We start from the raw sequence: 19,968 nt of genomic DNA, 5'->3' as shown, positions 1-19,968 counted from the left end.
TTGACTGCATCTATATCCGTTGTTTGGTTTAAAAGAGACTTGCGACTGCGGGATAATTCCGCGATTGATGCTGCAATAAATACCGGCAACAAGATTCTTTTTATTTACATTATAGAGCCGGATCAAGTAAACGATCCTCATTTTGATGAGCGCCACTGGCGCTTCATTTGGCAATCGATATGCGATTTAAATGAGCAACTCTATGACTATGGCGCATCTATTTACGTATTTGAAGGAGATGCTCAGCGTATTTTCACCGAAATCCATTCGCATCTGCATATTAAATCCGTTTTTAGTCATGAAGAAGTTGGACTTGAGCATACTTTCAGTCGCGACAAAATATTGAAGAAATACTTTAAGAGTCAAAACTTAGCTTGGTATGAGTGTGAAAATGGCGCGGTTTATCGGCCCCTGCCCAACAGGAAGAAATGGAGTAGTCTGTGGAACAATCGCGTATTATCAGCTCAGGCAAGGCCTAACTATCAAGCACTACAGCCTTTTGATTTACAATTACCTGAGCCTTTGCAAGATTGGCTAGCCTCTATCCCAGATGCATGGAAAACTGAAAACACCAAAATGCAAGTGGGCGGAGAGAGACGAGCGTGGTTCACCTTAAAGCACTTTTTCAAAGCCAGGGGCAAATCATATTACGGAAATATTGGCAATCCAACCATCGCGCGGGAAACCTGTAGCCGCTTATCACCTTATTTGGCCTGGGGTAATATTTCATTGAAACAAGTGTATCAACATACTGTTAATGAAGAAGGAAGGCCAGGTTGGGCTCGTTCTATTTCAGCTTTGCAATCAAGACTGCATTGGCATTGTCACTTTATACAGAAGTTTGAATCAGAATCCTCTATGCAATTTAGGCCAGTGAATAAAGCTTATCTGAACTTTCCTTACTGCAATAAAGAACTTGCATTAAAGCGCGTAAAAGCTTGGGAAGAAGGCAAAACGGGCGTACCTATTGTAGATGCCTGTATGAAAGCTGTGGCAGCAACCGGATATTTGAATTTCAGAATGCGGGCAATGGTCGTCAGCTTCTTATGCCATCACTTAAACGTCGATTGGCGCTTAGGCGTAGCCTATTTAGCTCGGCAATTCCTCGATTTTGAACCTGGCATTCATTACCCACAATTTCAAATGCAGGCGGGTGTAACGGGGATCAATACCTTGAGGATCTACAATCCCGTTAAACAGTCACTCGACAAAGACCCTGATGCCATATTTATTAAAAAGTGGTTACCAGAACTAAAAGATTTGCCATCACCGCTAGTTCATCAGCCCTGGCTTATGACAAAAATGGAAGAGGCCATGTATGATTTTGAAATAGGGGAAGACTATCCGGCTCCAATCATTGATATTGAGCAAGCAGGCAAAGAAGCGAGAGACAGGATGTGGTCCTATCGAGAACATGCCGAAGTAAAAAACGAAGCCAGCCGAATTCTAGCAATTCACACAGTGTAGCCCCATAAAAAAGCCTGCAACTACTCCGATTTATTGCTGGCCTGCTCTTTTTTCAGGAGTAATTGTTTTTTTAGGTCTTGTTCTTTAAGCCACTGATTTAGCAAACGGATTTGCCCATTCTTATAGGCCGCATAGGTTATGCGTAATGAATTGGAAAGCATGTCACTGTCTGTCCACCCCGTTTTCTCAGCCAGTTCTCGATAGTTTTCCATAGCAGCAGGTGTAACATAACCCCTGATGAGTTTCTTGCCCAAAGCTTTTTGTTTTTCACGAAAGCGACGTTGCTTTTCTGCATTTGCAGATTTTTTTGGGTGCGCCATACTATTTCTCTAATAAAAAAACCAATTATTTAATAGTGTACTGTAAAAAAAGCAGTTTTTTTAGCTTAATTCACTGTTCAGAGTTGTTTAGCGTACAAGTGTTCGCTAAATTACCCTATCTTCAATAACAATAGATAAAAAAATGACAAATAGACAATCTAGTTTTAATCGTGACGAGCTTCTTAAATGTAGTTCTGGAGAAATGTTTGGACCCGGAAATAGTCAACTCCCTGCTCCAAATATGTTGATGATGGATAGAATCGCCTCTATTACTGAAGATGGTGGAGAGTTTGGTAAAGGGCATATCATTGCTGAGCTTGATATAACTCCCGACCTCTGGTTTTTCGATTGTCACTTCCCTGGCGATCCTGTGATGCCAGGTTGCCTTGGGCTAGATGCAATGTGGCAGTTAGTTGGCTTCTTCCTCGGTTGGTCTGGTGGCCCAGGTAAAGGACGCGCGTTAGGCGTAGGTGAAGTTAAATTTACAGGGCAAATATTACCAAGCGCCAAAAAAGTTACTTACGAAATAGATTTAAAGCGTGTCGTTAAGCGCAGACTGTTTATGGGCTTGGCAGATGGGACTGTATCAGTCGATGGCAAGCAAATATACGCGGCAAAAGATCTGAAAGTGGGTTTATTTCAAGACACTAGCGCATTTTAATAGCGCAGTGCGGTAGAAAAACTTCTTATAGAGTCAAAACGCAAAAAGCCCAATGATTTCATTGGGCTTTTTGATCCTGAATTAAGTAATTATCGGGCGACTAGCCCTGCTTGCCGATCAGTTAGAGCTTCTCTCCAACCTCCTAACCATTCTGATCTGGCCTCCGTTGCTTGGAACGGACAGTTTTCTTTTGAACGACCTGAGATACCTGCTTGATAACCTTTTGAGTGGGCACGTGTTAGTTTGTCTCTTTTTTGTCTTTTCATTGATAAACCTCTTTTGGTTAAAGAATTGAACCTATGAAAACTCGTTTTTTAAATTTGATGCGTTCTATAACTTAAACACATTTTATTGGTAACAAGTTTAGCAAGCTCATGTATATAGATAGCGCTTGCACTAAAAAGTTTCAATGATTTTATTTTGACGCCAAATAAGATTTGATTTAACAGTATGAAAAACAATGAAATGTTTCATTGGTTTAAATGTGAATAAAAAACAAGACTTTTATATAATTGAGTTCTTAAAAAACGAAAGCCTCTATACAAGAGGCTTTGATAACAACATGCAAAAAAACACTGTATTATTTTTTTCTGAAGCGTCTAAACAGTGCCATAACGAAAACCGTCCCGACTAGATAAAAACCGGTGCTAGCACCTTGGCGCTCAAGCACGCCTAACTCATCATCAGTGCATGTATCAGGCTCCTGCCCTGTCGGGTTAAGTTGAACGGCAATCACTGTATCCACTAGGACCTCATTGCCATCATCATCCTGCACAAGTTCACCAAGAATATTTCTTGCTGGACGTTGCACAACTGCTGAAGCAAGTATCACCCCCTCATCATTAATATCATTCGCTTCGATAATATTATATTCGGAATCACAAGCAACTAGATTATTTAGATTACTGAAAGAATCGGCCTCGATATCATAAATGAAGCCCGCCGTTGGTCTCTCATTACTTGATGTCAAAACTGTCGAGTCACCTACGCCAACAATAATATTTTGATTATTCATTGCACGAGGTATAGTGCTTGAGCTGCTGAAAAAGCCATCAACAAAAGTGATGTCATTATTTGTAGAGTCAAGAACAAACAAACGACTACGTGCAATATTATTAATTCTTTCACTGCGAACACCCGCAATGTAACCATTATCGTTGATGTTCAAGGCTGAGTTTGGTAACAGATCATCATCTTCGATTAGCCGAGTGATTTCACCGTTGTTGAATGACACAGCAGTCGTTGTTAAGAATTCGCTGTCGCCAAATTTAATACTAGAAACACCTACACCAACACCATTGGCATTTATATCTATTGCCTGACTGGTACCCGCATTGAAGGGATCCTCTTCGTCCGTGATTAGGGTATCGTAGGAATTTGTATCAACGACGTTACCCTCAACGTCGAGAGTCCATATTGTTGCCCGTTCAACCCACAATCCACTGCGCCTAGCTGTACTAGTGCCACTTGCTATAGTGAGAATGCGCTGTCGACAGGCTTCTACTGGTTGATCGCCACGAATCTCTTCATCTTCACAATTCTCAAGCGCTGTGGTTAACGCGCTAGTAGCCGACACTGAGCTGCTACCAGCGACTTCAAAGTTCTCGTTTATGCTATTTATAGTACTTACACCGCCGAGAGTATCGTCTACTGGCATTAATGGTGTTACTTGATCGCCTACTTGAACAAATGCACGCCTATCAAACTCACTTATTACAAACTGTATTTCATCACCATTGTCGTTTACGTACTCTACGATTTGAGATGGTCCTTCGGTATTGCCAACAATATGAGTACCAGCAACCGAGTCTCTGACCGTTGTTTCCATAGAGAAACTGAAACCATCCAAATCGCTAGTTTCTTCATCAAATGCAAAAACATAGTTTGCTTCATTTCCGTCGTAGGAATAAGCTAAAAACTCGGCCAATTGCTGCGTTAAAACGCTGAAATTACTAGAGCCAGTTCTTACGTAATTAACTAAAAATGAGTAATCTTCGAGGTTAGGGTCTTGATTACGAACAGCGTCGGGATCGCTTAACGCAGCGGAGAAAAAACTATTGTCTACATCGATTAAACGATAATCAATGGGAGGATTGTATTGGTTTTGCAAGGTGACTAAAGCCAAACCGGAATTATCAATCGACACAGCAAAGTGATTTTGGCTTTTGTCTTGAACGGGAATTTCAGTAACCGTGTAGGATGCTGCAAATACTGGTAGCGATGCGGTCGTTAAAATTACGGCTGCCGCCAAAGGTGTTAATTTCATTAATTTTCCTGTTACTGCTCGTTATTTTGTAAACTTTCTAATTCATCCCAACGCAAATACGCCGCCGAGAGATTTTCTTCTAAATCTGCAAGTGATTGTAGTGTTTTTTGTACGCTATCTTGGTCGCTTTGGAAAAAGTCAGGGGCATTCACTTTTTTTTGAATTAACTCAAGTTCTTCTTCCATGCTTTCAATTTGTTTTGGTAATGCTTCTAGTTCTTTCTTATCTTTATATGATAGCTTGTTCACACTCTTAACAGAAGAGCTTGGCATGCTCTTATCCGTCTTTTGTGCAGGCTCTGTTTTTGGCTTATCTTCATTCGCCCTACGATGCTGGTCAATTGCTTTGGCTTCAGCGTCTTTGGCGTCGTACCAAGCCTTCATATCAGAATAACCACCCACAAACTGTGCGATTCTGCCATTACCTTCAAATACGATACTTGAAGTCACAACATTGTCTACGAACTCTCGATCGTGACTAACCAATAAAACAGTTCCTTGATACTCAACTAATAGTGACTCTAGCAGTTCGAGTGTTTCGACATCAAGATCGTTGGTTGGTTCATCTAAAACTAACAAATTGCTTGGCTTAAGCATTAATTTGGCGAGCATTAATCGGTTTTTTTCACCACCCGATAAGGTAGATACCGGCGCATTGACTCTATCGGGCGCAAACAAGTAGTCTTGCAAATAGCCGATAACATGACGCGTACCACCATTAAACGATACCTCTCGCTTGCCATCAGCGATAACATCAATCACCGGTTTATCAAGTTCTAAGCTTGAGCGATGTTGATCGAAATACGCAAGCTCAAGATTAGTCCCTCGAAATAGCTCCCCCTCTTGCTGCTCGAGCTCACCCAAGAGCAACTTAATCAAGGTACTTTTACCACAACCGTTAGGACCTATAAGCGCGAGTTTTTCGCCGCGAGTTATCAATAGATTTAAATCACTGAGGATATTTTTCCCTGATATCGAGTAGGATAAATTTTCTGTTTCAAATACTCTTTTACCTGATTGCCCGCCGGCATTTCGTTGAATAACGGCATTGCCGGTAACGTTGCGTCGTGACTTATATTCATCTCTCAATTTTTTAAGGGCTCTGACACGTCCTTCATTACGAGTTCGCCTCGCTTTAATGCCTTGGCGAATCCAGATCTCTTCTTTTGCTAATTTTTTGTCAAACTCGCGATTGTGGCTTTCCTCCACGTCAAGGTCATGGGCCTTTTGCTTAAGATAAGTATCATAATTACCCGGGTAACTCACTACCTGCCCGCGATCGATATCAATAATACGAGTTGCCAGCTTTCTTATAAAGGCTCTATCATGACTGATAAATACAATCGCCCCTTCATAATTAAGTAAGGCCTTTTCCAACCACAATACCATTTCAATATCGAGATGGTTAGTTGGCTCATCCAAAAGTAGGATATCCGGTTGACACACAATCGCTCTGGCAAGTGCAGCCTTGCGGCGCCAACCACCCGATAGCTCTGATAAGGTTTTTTCCGCAGGGAGGTTTAACTGGGTAAGCACATTATTAATACGTTGTTCAAACTGCCAGGCATTTCTTGAGTCGAGTTGCTCCTGAAGGCTTTGCATCAGATTTAAGTTTTTGTCGCTTGGATCGTCGGCAATCACATTAGTAATGTGGTGATAGTCTTTGAGCACTTGAGCAAGGTCCTCAAGACCTTCGGCGACATAATCGAATATGTCACCACTCACATCTTGCGGCGGATCTTGTGCCAAGCGGGAAATAACAACATTGGAAGGCACGACCCTTTGTCCTTCATCAAGTTTAACTTCACCCGCTAACACTTTTAATAAGGTAGACTTACCACTGCCATTGCGTCCGACAACACAAACACGCTCACCACGTTGAACATTAAGCTCGGCCTTGTCTATTAACGGAGGTTGTCCAAAAAGTATGGACGCATTTTTTAATTGCATTAAGTTCAACTGACTACCCTATTGTATAAAATCGCTAAGTTCAGACAGGCCAAAGGGCCAGCCTAACTCACGGTCGTTATCTTTGCGCTTAAGCACAGGAATTCTTGCGCCGTAAAGATGATATAGTTCCGCGGACTGTCGAACATTAACCTTAACTAATTGCAAAGAAGCACCTGACTTATTGAGTTCGTTTATAAGCTCTTCAGCTAAATCACAAAGTGAACACTGTGGGCCCGTATAAAGCGTCAAGATCATAGTGTGAGTAACCATAATTGATGAATACGCTGATTTCTCTTGAAGTCTTCAGGGATACTGTCTTTGCTTATGTCACATACTTTGAAGCCCATTTTCTCGATACTTGATAAATCTAGCTTAAAGCCTCTCAGGTTATTGCTGAAGAAAATAGTGCCGCCAACATTTAGGCACTTTTTAGCATCACCAAGTAACTTAATATGATCGCGCTGAACATCCCACGTATCTTCCATTCTTTTTGAATTTGAGAATGAAGGAGGGTCAATAAAAATTAAGTCATACTTGGCGTTATGGTCTGCAAGCCACTTGGTACAGTCGGCTTGAATAAATTGAAAAGATCCTTGAAGCCGGTTTAACTCAAAATTTTCTTTAGCCCACCCGAGATAAGTATTCGACATATCTACCGTTGTGACTGATTTAGCCTGTGCTTGAGCGGCATGCACCGAAACGCTCCCTGTATAGGCAAACAGATTTAGCACATCTTTGCCTTGGCAAGCTTGTTTAAACCTTAGGCGCGTATCACGATGATCTAGGAATAAGCCAACATCGAGATAGTCAGTTGGATTGATGTAGAACTGAGCACCGTGCTCGTGCACAACCAGCCGCTTGCCTTTTGTTGCGACTCTTTGATACTGCTCCTTGCCTTTGTTCTGCCGCCGTGTTTTCACTGCCATATTGTTAGGGCTGATGCCTAGTACTTTTGGCACATGAATAAGCACCTCTTGCAAGCGTTGTCTCGCTTTTTCCTCAGGCACATCTTTTGGGGCGGCATACTCCTGAACAATGACCCAATCATTATATATATCGATAGCGACATTATAGTGGGGTAAATCCGCATCGTAGATTCGATAAGCGTTAGTATTGGCTTTGTTAATCCACGACTTCATTCGTTTGATGTTTTTCTTTAGTCGATTCGCAAATTCATGGTTATCAGTTTCCTGAGCTGCAAATACAGCTAGATTTTGACCACTCAACTGATAATTCACAAACACACATTCTAGCTTACCGTTCATAATTTTATAGCTCTTGCTATAACGTAGCTTCAACGCTTTCAATAAGTCTTGGTTCGAGCTTAACAATGACAGTTGCCAATTTGGGAAATGCTCTTTAACCCTAGCACCTAGTTTGTCAAAAAGTGGAAGTAAGGCGGTATATTCACTGAGTCTTTCTCCATAGGGCGGATTAGAAATAATATAACCTAAGGTTTCGTCGCCGTTATTACTCGCATTCAAGACCTCTAATTCTTTCGCCTCTACAGTGGCATCTAAAACATCGCACTGTTTGAAGATAATGTATTGCTCGACACCGGCATTCTTTGCATTTTCTCTAGCTAAATCAATAAGCTTTGTGCTCAGATCATAGGCAAATATTGATACAGCAGGCTCTCTTTGATTTAGTACAGCAGCATCGTGCACCTTTCTAAAAATACTGCCGTCATGCCCCAACCAATGCTGAAATCCCCACTCTTCTTTGTGTAGATTCGGTGCAATGTTTGCTGCCATCATTGCGGCTTCGATCGCTATTGTTCCCGACCCACACATAGGATCTAGTAGGGGTTTTCGCCCCGAACTAAGCCATCCAGAACGCATAATGATTCCCGCAGCAACATGTTCCTTAAGTGGAGCTTCACCCGTATCAGATCTATATCCACGCTTATGTAAACTGCCACCACTCAAGTCGATACAAAGATGTAAGTTGTCACGGCGCAATCTTGCTTGAATAACGATGCCCGGGTTGAGTTTGTCGATTGACGGCCTCTCATGGCCTTGTTCTTGAAATTGATCTACGATGGCATCTTTAGCTTTAAGCGCACCAAATTGGCTGTTATTTATCGCATTATTGGTACCATTAAACTGAATCATAAAGGGTACGTAAGACTCAAATTGACTCGGCCAGTCAACCCCTTTGACCACATCGTAAAGTTCATCGGCACTGTTGACCTTACCGTGGCCAACAACCCATAAGACTCTGTTTGCAAGTCTGGAATAAAGACAAAGTTGATAGGCTTGCTCGAGACTCCCTTCAAAAGACACCTGGCCGGGTTTTAACTGAAGGGTCGGAAAGTCGACCGTCTTGTCTTTACACGAAGTACGCAAGATATCGCTGACCTCTTGCTTTAGTATTTCATCGAGACCTTTCGACGTTGTGACGATAATTTCAGGCATTCACTAACTCCTTAATGAGAGTTGGGCCTTGATAGATAAATGAAGAGTAGACCTGTAGCAAGCTGGCCCCGGCATCTAGGCGTGCTTTGGCATCTTCAAGATTTGAAATACCGCCTACGCCAATAATAGGAATGCGCCCTTGTAAAGCGTTGGCGAGTTCTTTGGTAAGCGCTAAGCTTTTTTGCGTTAGCACGGCGCCACTTAGGCCCCCTGCTTCGGCTTCATGTTTGTGGCCTTTTACCGGTTCACGATCAAGCGTTGTATTCGTTGCGATAACACCATCTATTTTAGCTGCTAATAATGAGTCAGCAATTGAAACAACTTCGTCGCTACTGAGGTCGGGGGCTATTTTAATTAGAATTGGTACATACTTAGCATGAGCTAGCTCTAAGGAAAGTTGGCGCTCTTTAAGCCCACGAAGCAAATTGTCGAGTGCTTCTCCATACTGAAGGTTTCGAAGGCCTGGCGTATTGGGAGACGATATATTTACGGTGATATACGAGGCCAAAGGATAAACTTTGTCTAAGCAGATTAAATAATCAGACAAGGCTTCTTCATCAGGTGTGTTCTTGTTTTTACCTATATTAATTCCTAATATGCCTTTGAATCGAGACTTTTTAACCTGCTCAACAAGATAATCAACGCCCTTATTATTAAAGCCCATTCTATTGATGATAGCTTGATGTTCATTTAATCGAAATAATCTAGGTTTTGGGTTGCCGTCTTGAGGTTTGGGAGTGACTGTGCCGACTTCAACAAAGCCAAAGCCCATTTCTCCAAAAGCATCGATACACTCACCGTTTTTGTCGAGACCCGCCGCTAGCCCTATCGGATTTTTGAAAGTCATACCTAAGCACTCAACAGGCTTATTTTCTAGCGTTTGAGAATACAAAGACTTTAGCAGATTACGCTGAGAGCGCTTCAAGAAACCTATTGTGAAATCATGACTCCACTCTGGGTCTTGTTTAAGTAATGCTTTTTGAACAAATGAATACACAGATCACACCCTATAAAAAAGCCCTGCAATGCAGGGCTGTTTGCAAACACGTGTATTCTAATGGTTTGCCTTCACGCTTAACAGCATCAATTCTCTTAAAGCGACAGAAAATTTAGCAAACTCGTGATTATCTGATGTTTTGAACTCTGTCATCATATGATACCAACGATCTAGGGCTTCTTTGTTATCCTCACACCACGTACTAAGAATTTTATCCGCATCTTTTTCGTTAGCATCAATATTTAGCAATACCGTGGTCAAAGAGCGCTGCTGCCAATCAAGTTCCTCTCGGTAAGAGGCTCTTGCAAGCGCTTGCCAGTGATTCGAAACTGATTGCTGATTAATCTGGTCCAAAAACCAATGCAGTTCGAAACGAGAGCCCAATTGATAGTACAGACGAGCAACAACGTCGACAGGCCTGTTTTCTTGTTCGGCGATTTGCGCCAAGTCCATGCTTGAGAACATATTGCTGAGACTCGCGACTCGGTAAGCGATGTTCTTTGGTACTTTAGCTTCAATTAAGCGTTTTGTTTCAGCTTGAACGTCTTCGTACTCTTCAGCCACCAAGAAGGAACTTAAATTTTCTGAAATCGTCTTAAATGCTGGCTTGTAGCGAGATATTGCCTCTTCGATACTAGCCACTTTACCACCGTGGCGAATATACCAGCGAGAATTACGACGTAAGGTTCTGCGCATTGAATCAAGCATTTCGAGTTGCAGTGTTGCATCAATTTTGTTGTCGAGTTTTTCTACATCGCTCCACAGGCTAGCCATACCAAATACGCCTTTAACTACAGTATAAGCTTCGGCAACCTGCTCTATCGTTGCACCTGTTTCTTCTTGCAAGCGATAAACAAAATTTAAGCCCATGTCGTTCACCATCTCATTGGTTAACTTAGTGGCTATTATTTCACTGCGCAGCGGATGTTCTTGCATCTGTGCCTGATATTTTTCTCTCAATACTGGAGGAAATGCATCTACAAGCAGACGATTATAATATGGGTTATTAGTTATCTCGGGAATATTGAACTGGTCCTTCAAAACCATTTTTCCATAAGCGATGAGCACAGATAGTTCTGGCCTTGTTAGCCCTTGACCTGTAACAACTCTTTCAGATATCTCGTCATCTGAAGGAATGAATTCGAGTTCTCGGTTTAATAAGTCCTCGCGCTCTAAGCCATGAATAAAGCGAAGTTGTTCTTTCAATTGTTTCACACCAGCCAAAGCTGTAATTGAAATAGATTGCGTTTGACGATAGCAATCCTGAATAACGATATCTGACACATCATCAGTCATGTCATAAAGTAAGGCATTACGTTGCTTCACGGTTAAATCGCCAGCATTCACCAGTGAATTTAATAGTATTTTTATATTTACTTCGTTATCCGAGCAATCAACACCGCCGACGTTGTCAATAAAATCGGTATTCACCAAGCCGCCATTTGCTGCTAGTTCAATCCTACCGAGTTGGGTAAGACCTAGATTGCCACCCTCGCCTATAATCTTTGCACGAACCTGATTGCCGTTAACTCGCGTTGTATCGTTAGCGCGATCCCCAACTTCTGCATGCGTTTCTTTACTGCTTTTTACATAGGTACCAATACCGCCATTCCAAATCAGGTCTACTGGCATTTGCAGTACATTGTGAATCAACTCATTAGGTGTCATAGTCGCTTGGCGCGTACCCAACCATTTCTTCATCTCACTAGACAGTGTAATTGCTTTTTCTGAGCGCTTAAAAATACCGCCGCCTTTGGATATTATTTTACGGTCATAGTCATCCCAACTGAGGCTAGGGTCCTCAAAAAGGCGTTTGCGTTCTTTGTAACTCGCGACCTCATCAGGCTTAGGATCGAAAAAGATATGAAGGTGATTGAATGCGCATACAATCTGAGTTTTTTCGGAAAGCAGCATGCCATTTCCAAAAACATCACCAGCCATGTCACCGATCGCAACACAAGTAAAAGGTGTTGTTTGACAATTAACACCAATTTCTCGGAAGTGTCTTTTGACCGATTCCCATGCTCCTCTTGCGGTAATCCCCATTTTCTTATGGTCGTAACCAACACTGCCGCCAGAGGCAAATGCATCACCTAACCAAAACTTAAACTCTTCAGAGATACCGTTTGCAATGTCAGAAAATGTAGCAGTGCCTTTATCAGCAGCGACTACTAAATACGGATCGTCCTCGTCAAGACGTACGACATCTTTTGGAGCTACAATATTGCCTTCAACAATGTTGTCTGTAATGTCTAATAAGCTTCGAATAAAAATTTTATAACAAGCCTGTCCTTCTTCTTGCATCTGCGCACGCGTGGCGTTTTCTGGCATTGCTTTGCACACAAAGCCGCCTTTCGCACCCACTGGCACTATTACTGTGTTTTTAACCTGCTGAGCTTTTACTAAGCCAAGGATTTCGGTTCTAAAATCTTCCTGACGATCTGACCAACGTAAACCGCCACGAGCCACTTTACCGCCGCGAAGATGCACTCCCTCAATACGAGGTGAATAAACAAATATTTCAAATTTAGGCAAAGGTAGCGGCATTTCGCTAATTTCGCTTGGCAATAATTTGAAGGAAATATAAGCTTTCTCATTCCCGTCACTGTCAGGTTGGTAGAAGTTAGTGCGCAGCGTTGCATTGAGTAATTCTAAGTAGCGTCTAATAATTCTATCGTCGTCTAAATTAGAGACCTTATCTAGCTTCGATAAAATTTTATCCGATAAAGTAAGCACCTTTTTCTCTTGCGATTTTGCGCTACCTGTATTTGTTGGGCAAAATTTCAATCTGAACAGATCAACAATATCAGTCGCAATATCGGGATAGTTTGCCAAGGTATTGGCCATATAGTCGATACTAAAGGATGTACCTATTTGCCTCATATATTTAGCATATGCGCGCAATATCGTGACATTTCGACCGGTTATGCCGGCGCTTAGAATCAGTCGGTTGAATCCGTCATCTTCCAACGACTTCTTCCACACTTTGGAAAACGCATCTTGGAAGAGCTCTTGCGCCTTTTCCATCTCGAAGTTTTGGCCGTTTTTGTGAAGCATGGAAAAATCCATTATCCAACTAACCTTAGCTTCATCATCTGTGACTCTGTACGGACTTTCATCAATGACACGTAAGCCGAAATTTTCAAGCATCGGAAGGACATCACTTAAGTGTATTGGCACATTACGGTGATATAACTTTAACTTCACCATTTCGCTTTCTGCACTCTCTTCCTGTGGACGATAGAAAAGGATATCTAAGCGGTTGTCGTCGTTGAGTAACTCGATTCGGTCCATATCAACAAGAGCCGCACTTGGTAAATTCTGTTCTGCATAACTGCGGCTAAACGCAGAGCCGTATTTCTTCTGCAAGGCCTTACCATTTGCTTCACCATGGGCCGATGTGATTTTAGCTGCCAACTTGTCTTGCCATGTTTTAGTCAGCTCTATCAAGTTATCTTCTATCTCTTTCACATCAAACTCCATATTATTATTTTTAACTCGAGCGATGTAATGCGTGCGAGCATAGACCGACTCAGAGAAGTAAGTGTTAAATTCCACTTCTTCGTCGGATCTAAAAGAACGCTTTAAGAGCGCTTGTGTTTCACGACGTAATTGAGTGTTGTAGCGTTCTCTTGGTACATAAACTAAACATGAATAAAAACGGCCGAAAACGTCTTTGCGAACAAATAAACGAGAGATACCACGTTCCTGCATTTGAAAAATGCCGAGCACGATCTGCGCAAGCTCTTCATCAGAGGTTTGCAGCAGTTCATCGCGAGGATAGGTTTCTACAATATTAACGAAAGCTTTGTAGGCATGGGTGCCTTTGTCGAAGCCGGATATTCCGCACATGCGGTCTATTTTTTCCTTTAGCATGGGTAAGTCGGTTGCGCTGCTATTGTAAAAACTCGCTGAATAAAGCCCTAAGAAGCGATGCTCACCAATAACCTGTCCATGTTTATCAAACTCTTTGATACCCACATAATCCATGTATGCTGGACGATGCACCCGAGAACGACTATTTGTTTTAGTTAATATTAGTGGATTGTTGCTGAGAGCCTCATCTCTTGCACTGGCTGGCAGTGCCGACAGAAGTCGTTGACGATCATTGATAGAATTTTTCATCAAGCCAAGACTAGATTCGTTGTTTGGGATCCAGCGATGATCACCCTGTACTGCTTTAACGTCGTAATAGCGATAGCCCATCAAGGTAAAATTGTGATCATTTAGCCAATTCAGGAAAGTCTTGCTCTGTGATTTAACCGCGTCTGGCGCCTGTGAATTGGACTTTTCGAACCCGGCTGTGATCTTAGCAAGCTGCTCTCGCATGGGCTGCCAATCTGCAACTGACAATGACACTTCATCAACAACTGAATGCAATTCAGCTTTTAATGCATTAATGTCAGCTTGCTTCGCTTGGCGATCAATTTCGATCAAAAAGACAGTTTCTGACGAGGTTTTAGCTGCCTTAGCTTTGCTATCAACGAAACCTGTTACCTTTAAGTCTTTATTTCTTTGCAAATGCATCGGAGAGTGAAGCAATAGATGAGCTGAAATACCAAAGCGATTTATTGCCATTCTTACTGAATCTACGAGAAATGGCATATCTTTAATTATGATTTCAATAATAGTATGTGAAGACTGCCATCCGTGTTTGGCTATTTCTGGGTTGAACACTTTTATACGAGGCTTTGCGGAAATGTCCGATTGCATGAGTTGCCAAAGGCTTAATGTAGCACCATACAAATCGCTATCACTGCGACCATTTATGTCTTCAAATGACATATTTTTAAAAAGCAGAGATGCAAATTGCTGTATAAGCTCAGCATCGCCATTATCGACTTTTTCATTTATTAGGGAGAATACACGTTCGAGTAAAACAGAATGTTGATGCTTTGTAACCGACATTTAATTTCTCTTTTAGTTGTGTTTATAGAGTTAGAATGAGCCTTATCTCTTTGTATATCGGTATTTTCTCGAAAATATGTAGCATTTGAAAGCACTATTTAACCAAATATTTACAAAGTGAATACGCATGTTCTTAAAGTGCATAAAAAAAAGGCCTTTCGGCCTTTTTTTAAATAACTAAGCAAAATTATTTTTCTTCCGATGTAAACCACAATAGTCTAGCAATGGCTGGAAGTACAATAATCGCCCCTAACATGTTCACAATAAACATAAATGTTAACAATATACCCATATCCATTTGGAATTTAAGCGTAGAGAAAACCCAGGTACTCACACCTATAGCAAGCGTAATTCCGGTAAACAACACGGCACTTCCGCGCTCTTTCAACGCGTGTAAATAAGCCGTTTGTACGTTCAAGCCTTCACGAAGTTTTATTGTCATTGTTGACAGAATGTAAATACCGTAATCAACCCCAATTCCTACCCCTAGAGCAATAACAGGTAGAGTTGATACTGTTAGACCAATTTCAAGGAAGGTCATTAATGCTTGGGCCAGTATCGATACCACGTAAAGTGGAATAACTACTGAAAGTGTGGCTCGCAGCGATCTAAAGCTAATTAAGCATAAAACAATAACCGCTCCAAACACATAATATAGCATGGGGTCTTGAGATTCCTTGACCGCTTCATTCGTCGCTGCCATCACACCTACCGGTCCTGAGGCTAACTTGAATTTCAAAGTATCAGTTTCATACTCTGTTGCTACTTCTTTTACTGCTGCGACAACGGTTTCAATGGTTTCTGCTTTGTGATCTTCCATAAATAATATAATTGGCATCACAGAACAGTTTCTGTTTAGCAAACCAGTTGAGGTTGGTACACGACTGATCGCTTGGACCATCGTCGATTGATTTCTCGGAAGCACTTCCCATTTCGGGTTTCCTTCGTTGTAACCGGCGTTTACACGCTTAGCAACAGAAGCTAAAGAAATGGCGGATTGCACGCCTGGCACATTTTCCATTTTCCATTGAAATTCGTCCATTGCGGTCATGGTCGAAAACTCAGTACAAGAGTTCTCGCTTGTTTCAACAATAACCGAAATGTAATCTACCGTTATTTCGTATTTGTCAGTAATCAGGAAGGTATCTTGATTATAACGAGACTCTTCGTGCAAAGCAGGCGCTCCCGCGTGAAGGTCACCAATTTTCATTTTTTGCGATTGCATAAAACCAAGTGCAAATAATATGGCAGTAATAGCAACAATCACGATGGCGGCTTTAGGGCTTGCACATTTTGCAACAGAATCCCAAATGTCTTTTTTGTTCTGCTCACTATCTTTAAACCTTGCTTTGTACTTTTCGGAAACCTTCACAAAGGACATAAGCACAGGTAGTAATAACAAATTCGTAAGGATGATCACTGCAACACCCATACTCGCGGTTATCGCTAATTCTCTGATAATACCGATGTCGATCACGAGTAAAGTCATGAATCCTACGGTGTCTGATAGTAATGCAATGCCACCAGGAATAAGCAATGTTCTAAATGCATGTTGCGACGCAATTTTGACATCCACTCCCGCAGCTGCTTTTTTACCCACGGCATTAATCATCTGAACACCATGGCTCACACCAATAGCAAATACTAAGAAAGGCACTAAGATTGACATTGGATCAAGCCCAAAGCCAAATAGTGTTAATAGACCTAACTGCCATATTACAGCGATTATTGAACACAATAATGGCAAAATTGTCAGCATAATCGACTTAGAAAAGAAGAACACCATGATAGCTGTAATAGCGATAGCAATGGCGAAAAACAGTAATACGTCTTTAGCACCCTCAGCCACGTCACCGATCATTTTTGCAAAACCGATGATGTGAATAGAAGTGAGTTCGTTTTCGTATACGCCACGTAACTGTTCTTCAAGCTCGGAAGCTAAAGCAAGTGTGTCGAGTTGCAACCCTGTCTCTGGATCAATATCTAGCAATTGAGCTGTGACCATAGCGCAGGAAAAATCGCTCGCTACTTGACGACCAACAATACCAGCCTTGTCTATGTTTTTTCTAACGACATCTAAAGCTGCAGGATTAGATGAATCAAAATCGGCAGGAATTACGGGGCCACCGGAAAAGCCGCCTTCTACAATCTCTGTAAATCGCGTTGCGGGTGAAAACAAGGAAGTCACCAGAGCTCTGTTTACGCCATTAATGAAAAAGACTTGGTCATGGACGTCTTTCAAAGTATCGAAAAAGTTTTGATTAAAAATGTTGCCATTTTTATCACACACTGATACCAACACATTATTGGCACCACCAAAGTCTTGGCGATGTTTCATGTAGGTTTGCATATACTCATGATTGAGTGGGATGTTTTTTTCAAAACCAGCATCTAATTTTAACTGAGATGCGTTATACAACAAAAATGCCGTAATGAGGGTAAAGAAAGCGATGACAATGACACGGTGCCTAAAAACAGCTTTCTCTATTTGATTTATTATAGTTGTCATAAATTAGTTTAACTCAACTTTCTTAATTCCGGAGGCGGTGACAGCTGTTAACACTTTGTCGTTTACATCACCGTTCATGATCGCATCATTTATACCGCTGTTCAGTTGCTCTATTGCAATATGCTTCGCGCAACCCTCACTGTCCGCAGTTTGTTGTTTATCACTCTGTAATAATTGTGTATCGAGTGAAAGAACAATACCGTTATTACCGACGACAAGGGTTTTACCACCATTTGCCACAATAGAGTTTAAAGAAGTGGTTACACAGCTCTCCAACCGAAGCCATTCACTCTCGTTGCCTTTTGTAACAAAAGCGTTGCCACGCAGACCTACCGCTAAGGTAACACCGTTCGGAAGGGTTTGAACGTCAAAAAAAGAGCCTTCATAGTCGATGTCTAAACGAGTCCAAGACCGCCCTCGGTCTTCACTTCGCGCTAGCATACCTGCTTCGCCGGCCATCAGCAAAGCGCTGTCATCAATGAATAAACGATTGAAGTGAGGTAATATAAACGTTAGCTCTTCCTCATAAAACGTAGGATCATCTTTTATACTATCTAAATATTCTATATCACTAGCCGCTAACACCGAAGCGTGGAGCTCTTTTGACCAGGACTCACCGCCATCTATCGTGCGATAAAACAGACCATAGGCCCCCACCGCTACACCCTCGACATCATTGAAAAATACAATGTCTAGAAATGGCCTATCTAATTCAGGTAATGATAATTGTACTTCCCAGGTCTTGCCGCCATCACTGGAATGAATGATGGTCGCATCATGACCAACAGCCCAAATTTTTGACCCTACCTGTGTAACCGCAGTAAGCGTAGTTTTTGTAGGGACAATAACTTGAACATAATCGCTATCGCCCTGATTAGACAAAACATGACCTCGCTCACCAACTATAAATATTTGTTGGTCTTCTTGATGGATATCAAGCAATAGAGACTGAGAAACTAAAGGCGCCGGAAAAGAACTCTCTGAAGATACGCCGAAACTAAGAGCCGCTAAGCAACTAACTGTAATTATTTTTGTTTTAAATGACATTATTACACCGTGGTTAAAAAAAACGGCTGGCTAAGCCAACCGTCTATTTCGTTCTTATCTTCGGCCTGCGCGTCGCAGTGCTGAAGGTGTAAACTCTTTTTCGTCTGGCCTGATAGTGAAGTCGTACATTTGCTCTTCGTTATCCAAACCAATCGCCAAATATCGACGGGAGTTGAGGTCGTGGTATACGTCAAGAGTAGACCATTGCGTTGGAACTTCATAGTAATTTACGCCGTGCGCAATACCTACTCTGTACAACTCGCCGCGATTATCATACATATCGGCTACTTGAATCTGCCAACTATCTTCATCGATGTAAAATACACGCTTCTGATAAGTGTGACGAAACTCTTCTTTTAAGTTTGCTTCAACAACCCACACACGGTGCTTTTCGAAACGTGTAAGTTCTGGGTTGATATGATTTTTCGTAAGTATATCCTCATATTTCGCATTGTCACTATGCAATGCATAGTTGTTATACGCAACATATAGCTCTTTTTTGCCAAGGAGTTTCCAATCATAACGATTCGGAGAACCATTATACATGTCAAAATCGTCAGTCGTTCTGAGGCCATCAGCAGCTGTTCCTGGAGCATCATAAGCAATATTTGGCGCACGACGAACACGACGTTGACCAGTATTATATGTCCATGCCTGGCGTGGCTCCTTAACCTGATCAACAGTCTCGTGCACGAGTAGCGCTGTACCTGCAAGCCTTGCTGGGCTAGTAACGCTTTGCTTAAACTTGAAGAGAATATTCTCAGCAGCCAAAGATTCTGGTGTCGTGTCGGCCTCAGCGTACTTAATAAGTAACTGCTCATCGAAGCCAATTACGTTAAAATCGCCGCCCGCGGTAACGGCGGCCTGACCACCATTTCTCTGTACAGCTTCACCACGATAGCGAAGTGTATGGTTCCATATTGCCTCTAAGCCATTTTGTGGTATTGGAAAAGGAATACCGATTGCAGCCCCTTTGATACCATTTCCGCCATCCAACAACTCTGCTCTGGTTGCGTTTGCAAGCGTTGCATCATACACATGCTGTGGGTTTGACGCAGAACGACGAGTTGGGTATACCGGCATTTTGTAGGTGTCAGGATAAGTCTCAAACAATTTTTTCTGGCCGTCACTTAAAAACTCTGCATATTCTTTATAATTTGCAGCGCTTATAGTGAATAAGACTTTATCATCTGCGAATGGGTCGATATGAAAATCTCCAGGCTTGTAGCCTGCAGGCAGCTCAGTAATGCCGCCTGTCCATGCGGGAATTGAACCATCTGCATTACCTGCTTTTTCTGCACCGAGTGGCGTAAGTTCCTTGCCAAGTTTAGCAGCTTCAGCTTCGGACACTTTAGCAAGTGACTGCCCAGCAAGTGCAACTGATAAACCCGCTGCGATTAAACCTAATTTTTTAATCATTACTACGT

General features: G+C 42.0%; 13 protein-coding genes. 2 read left to right on the top strand and 11 right to left on the bottom strand.

Annotated features, from left to right (window positions below; translation table 11 throughout):
* A complete protein-coding gene (locus tag ISG33_RS05240) occupies positions 1 to 1,467 on the top strand; it encodes a cryptochrome/deoxyribodipyrimidine photo-lyase family protein (RefSeq protein WP_195732461.1) in 1,467 nt (488 codons plus the stop codon).
* Positions 1,468 to 1,487: 20 nt separating this feature from the next.
* Here the strand turns inward: ISG33_RS05240 and ISG33_RS05235 are convergent, their stop codons facing one another.
* The gene (locus ISG33_RS05235; RefSeq protein WP_195732460.1) at positions 1,488 to 1,787 is read right to left on the bottom strand and encodes a hypothetical protein; all 300 of its coding nucleotides are present in this window, start codon (positions 1,785 to 1,787) and stop codon (positions 1,488 to 1,490) included.
* Between the two features lie 142 nt (positions 1,788 to 1,929).
* On the opposite strand from ISG33_RS05235, the gene fabA reads away from it, so the two are divergent.
* Positions 1,930 to 2,448, top strand: coding sequence for a bifunctional 3-hydroxydecanoyl-ACP dehydratase/trans-2-decenoyl-ACP isomerase (gene fabA / locus ISG33_RS05230; protein ID WP_195732459.1), 519 nt, complete (start codon positions 1,930 to 1,932; stop codon positions 2,446 to 2,448).
* An 89-nt stretch (positions 2,449 to 2,537) separates the two neighbouring features.
* Here the strand turns inward: fabA and rmf are convergent, their stop codons facing one another.
* The 10 genes from rmf to ISG33_RS05180 all read right to left on the bottom strand — a co-directional run bounded on the left by rmf (position 2,538) and on the right by ISG33_RS05180 (position 19,960).
* A complete protein-coding gene (rmf, locus tag ISG33_RS05225) occupies positions 2,538 to 2,714 on the bottom strand; it encodes a ribosome modulation factor (RefSeq protein ID WP_195732458.1) in 177 nt (58 codons plus the stop codon).
* 314 nt (positions 2,715 to 3,028) lie between these two features.
* Positions 3,029 to 4,714: a DUF3466 family protein gene (locus ISG33_RS05220; protein WP_195732457.1), complete on the bottom strand. Its 1,686-nt coding sequence runs from the start codon at positions 4,712 to 4,714 to the stop codon at positions 3,029 to 3,031.
* Between the two features lie 11 nt (positions 4,715 to 4,725).
* Complete coding sequence (uup, locus tag ISG33_RS05215) at positions 4,726 to 6,672, bottom strand: ATP-binding cassette ATPase Uup (protein WP_195732456.1); 1,947 nt, start codon at positions 6,670 to 6,672, stop codon at positions 4,726 to 4,728.
* 9 nt (positions 6,673 to 6,681) lie between these two features.
* Positions 6,682 to 6,918, bottom strand: coding sequence for a glutaredoxin family protein (locus tag ISG33_RS05210; protein ID WP_195732455.1), 237 nt, complete (start codon positions 6,916 to 6,918; stop codon positions 6,682 to 6,684).
* On the bottom strand, positions 6,915 to 9,080 hold the full coding sequence (rlmKL, locus tag ISG33_RS05205; protein WP_195732454.1) for a bifunctional 23S rRNA (guanine(2069)-N(7))-methyltransferase RlmK/23S rRNA (guanine(2445)-N(2))-methyltransferase RlmL: 2,166 nt from the start codon (positions 9,078 to 9,080) through the stop codon (positions 6,915 to 6,917). The genes ISG33_RS05210 and rlmKL overlap by 4 nt, the downstream gene beginning before the upstream one ends.
* The gene (gene pyrD, locus ISG33_RS05200; protein ID WP_195732453.1) at positions 9,073 to 10,077 is read right to left on the bottom strand and encodes a quinone-dependent dihydroorotate dehydrogenase; all 1,005 of its coding nucleotides are present in this window, start codon (positions 10,075 to 10,077) and stop codon (positions 9,073 to 9,075) included. Before pyrD ends, rlmKL begins: the two co-directional genes overlap by 8 nt.
* 57 nt (positions 10,078 to 10,134) lie before the next feature.
* Positions 10,135 to 14,985, bottom strand: coding sequence for an NAD-glutamate dehydrogenase (locus ISG33_RS05195; protein ID WP_195732452.1), 4,851 nt, complete (start codon positions 14,983 to 14,985; stop codon positions 10,135 to 10,137).
* Positions 14,986 to 15,172: 187 nt separating this feature from the next.
* Positions 15,173 to 17,494: an efflux RND transporter permease subunit gene (locus ISG33_RS05190; RefSeq protein WP_195732451.1), complete on the bottom strand. Its 2,322-nt coding sequence runs from the start codon at positions 17,492 to 17,494 to the stop codon at positions 15,173 to 15,175.
* 3 nt (positions 17,495 to 17,497) lie between these two features.
* The gene (locus ISG33_RS05185; protein ID WP_195732450.1) at positions 17,498 to 18,541 is read right to left on the bottom strand and encodes a WD40/YVTN/BNR-like repeat-containing protein; all 1,044 of its coding nucleotides are present in this window, start codon (positions 18,539 to 18,541) and stop codon (positions 17,498 to 17,500) included.
* Between the two features lie 54 nt (positions 18,542 to 18,595).
* A complete protein-coding gene (locus tag ISG33_RS05180; protein WP_195732449.1) occupies positions 18,596 to 19,960 on the bottom strand; it encodes a DUF1329 domain-containing protein in 1,365 nt (454 codons plus the stop codon).
* Between the last annotated feature and the right edge of the window lie 8 nt (positions 19,961 to 19,968).

Origin of the sequence: Marinibium conchae, from assembly GCF_015595035.1 — a bacterium.
Lineage (GTDB): Bacteria > Pseudomonadota > Gammaproteobacteria > Enterobacterales > Alteromonadaceae > Glaciecola.
The sequence above is the reverse complement of the archived record's forward strand: the minus strand, read 5'-3'. Positions and strand labels throughout refer to the sequence as shown.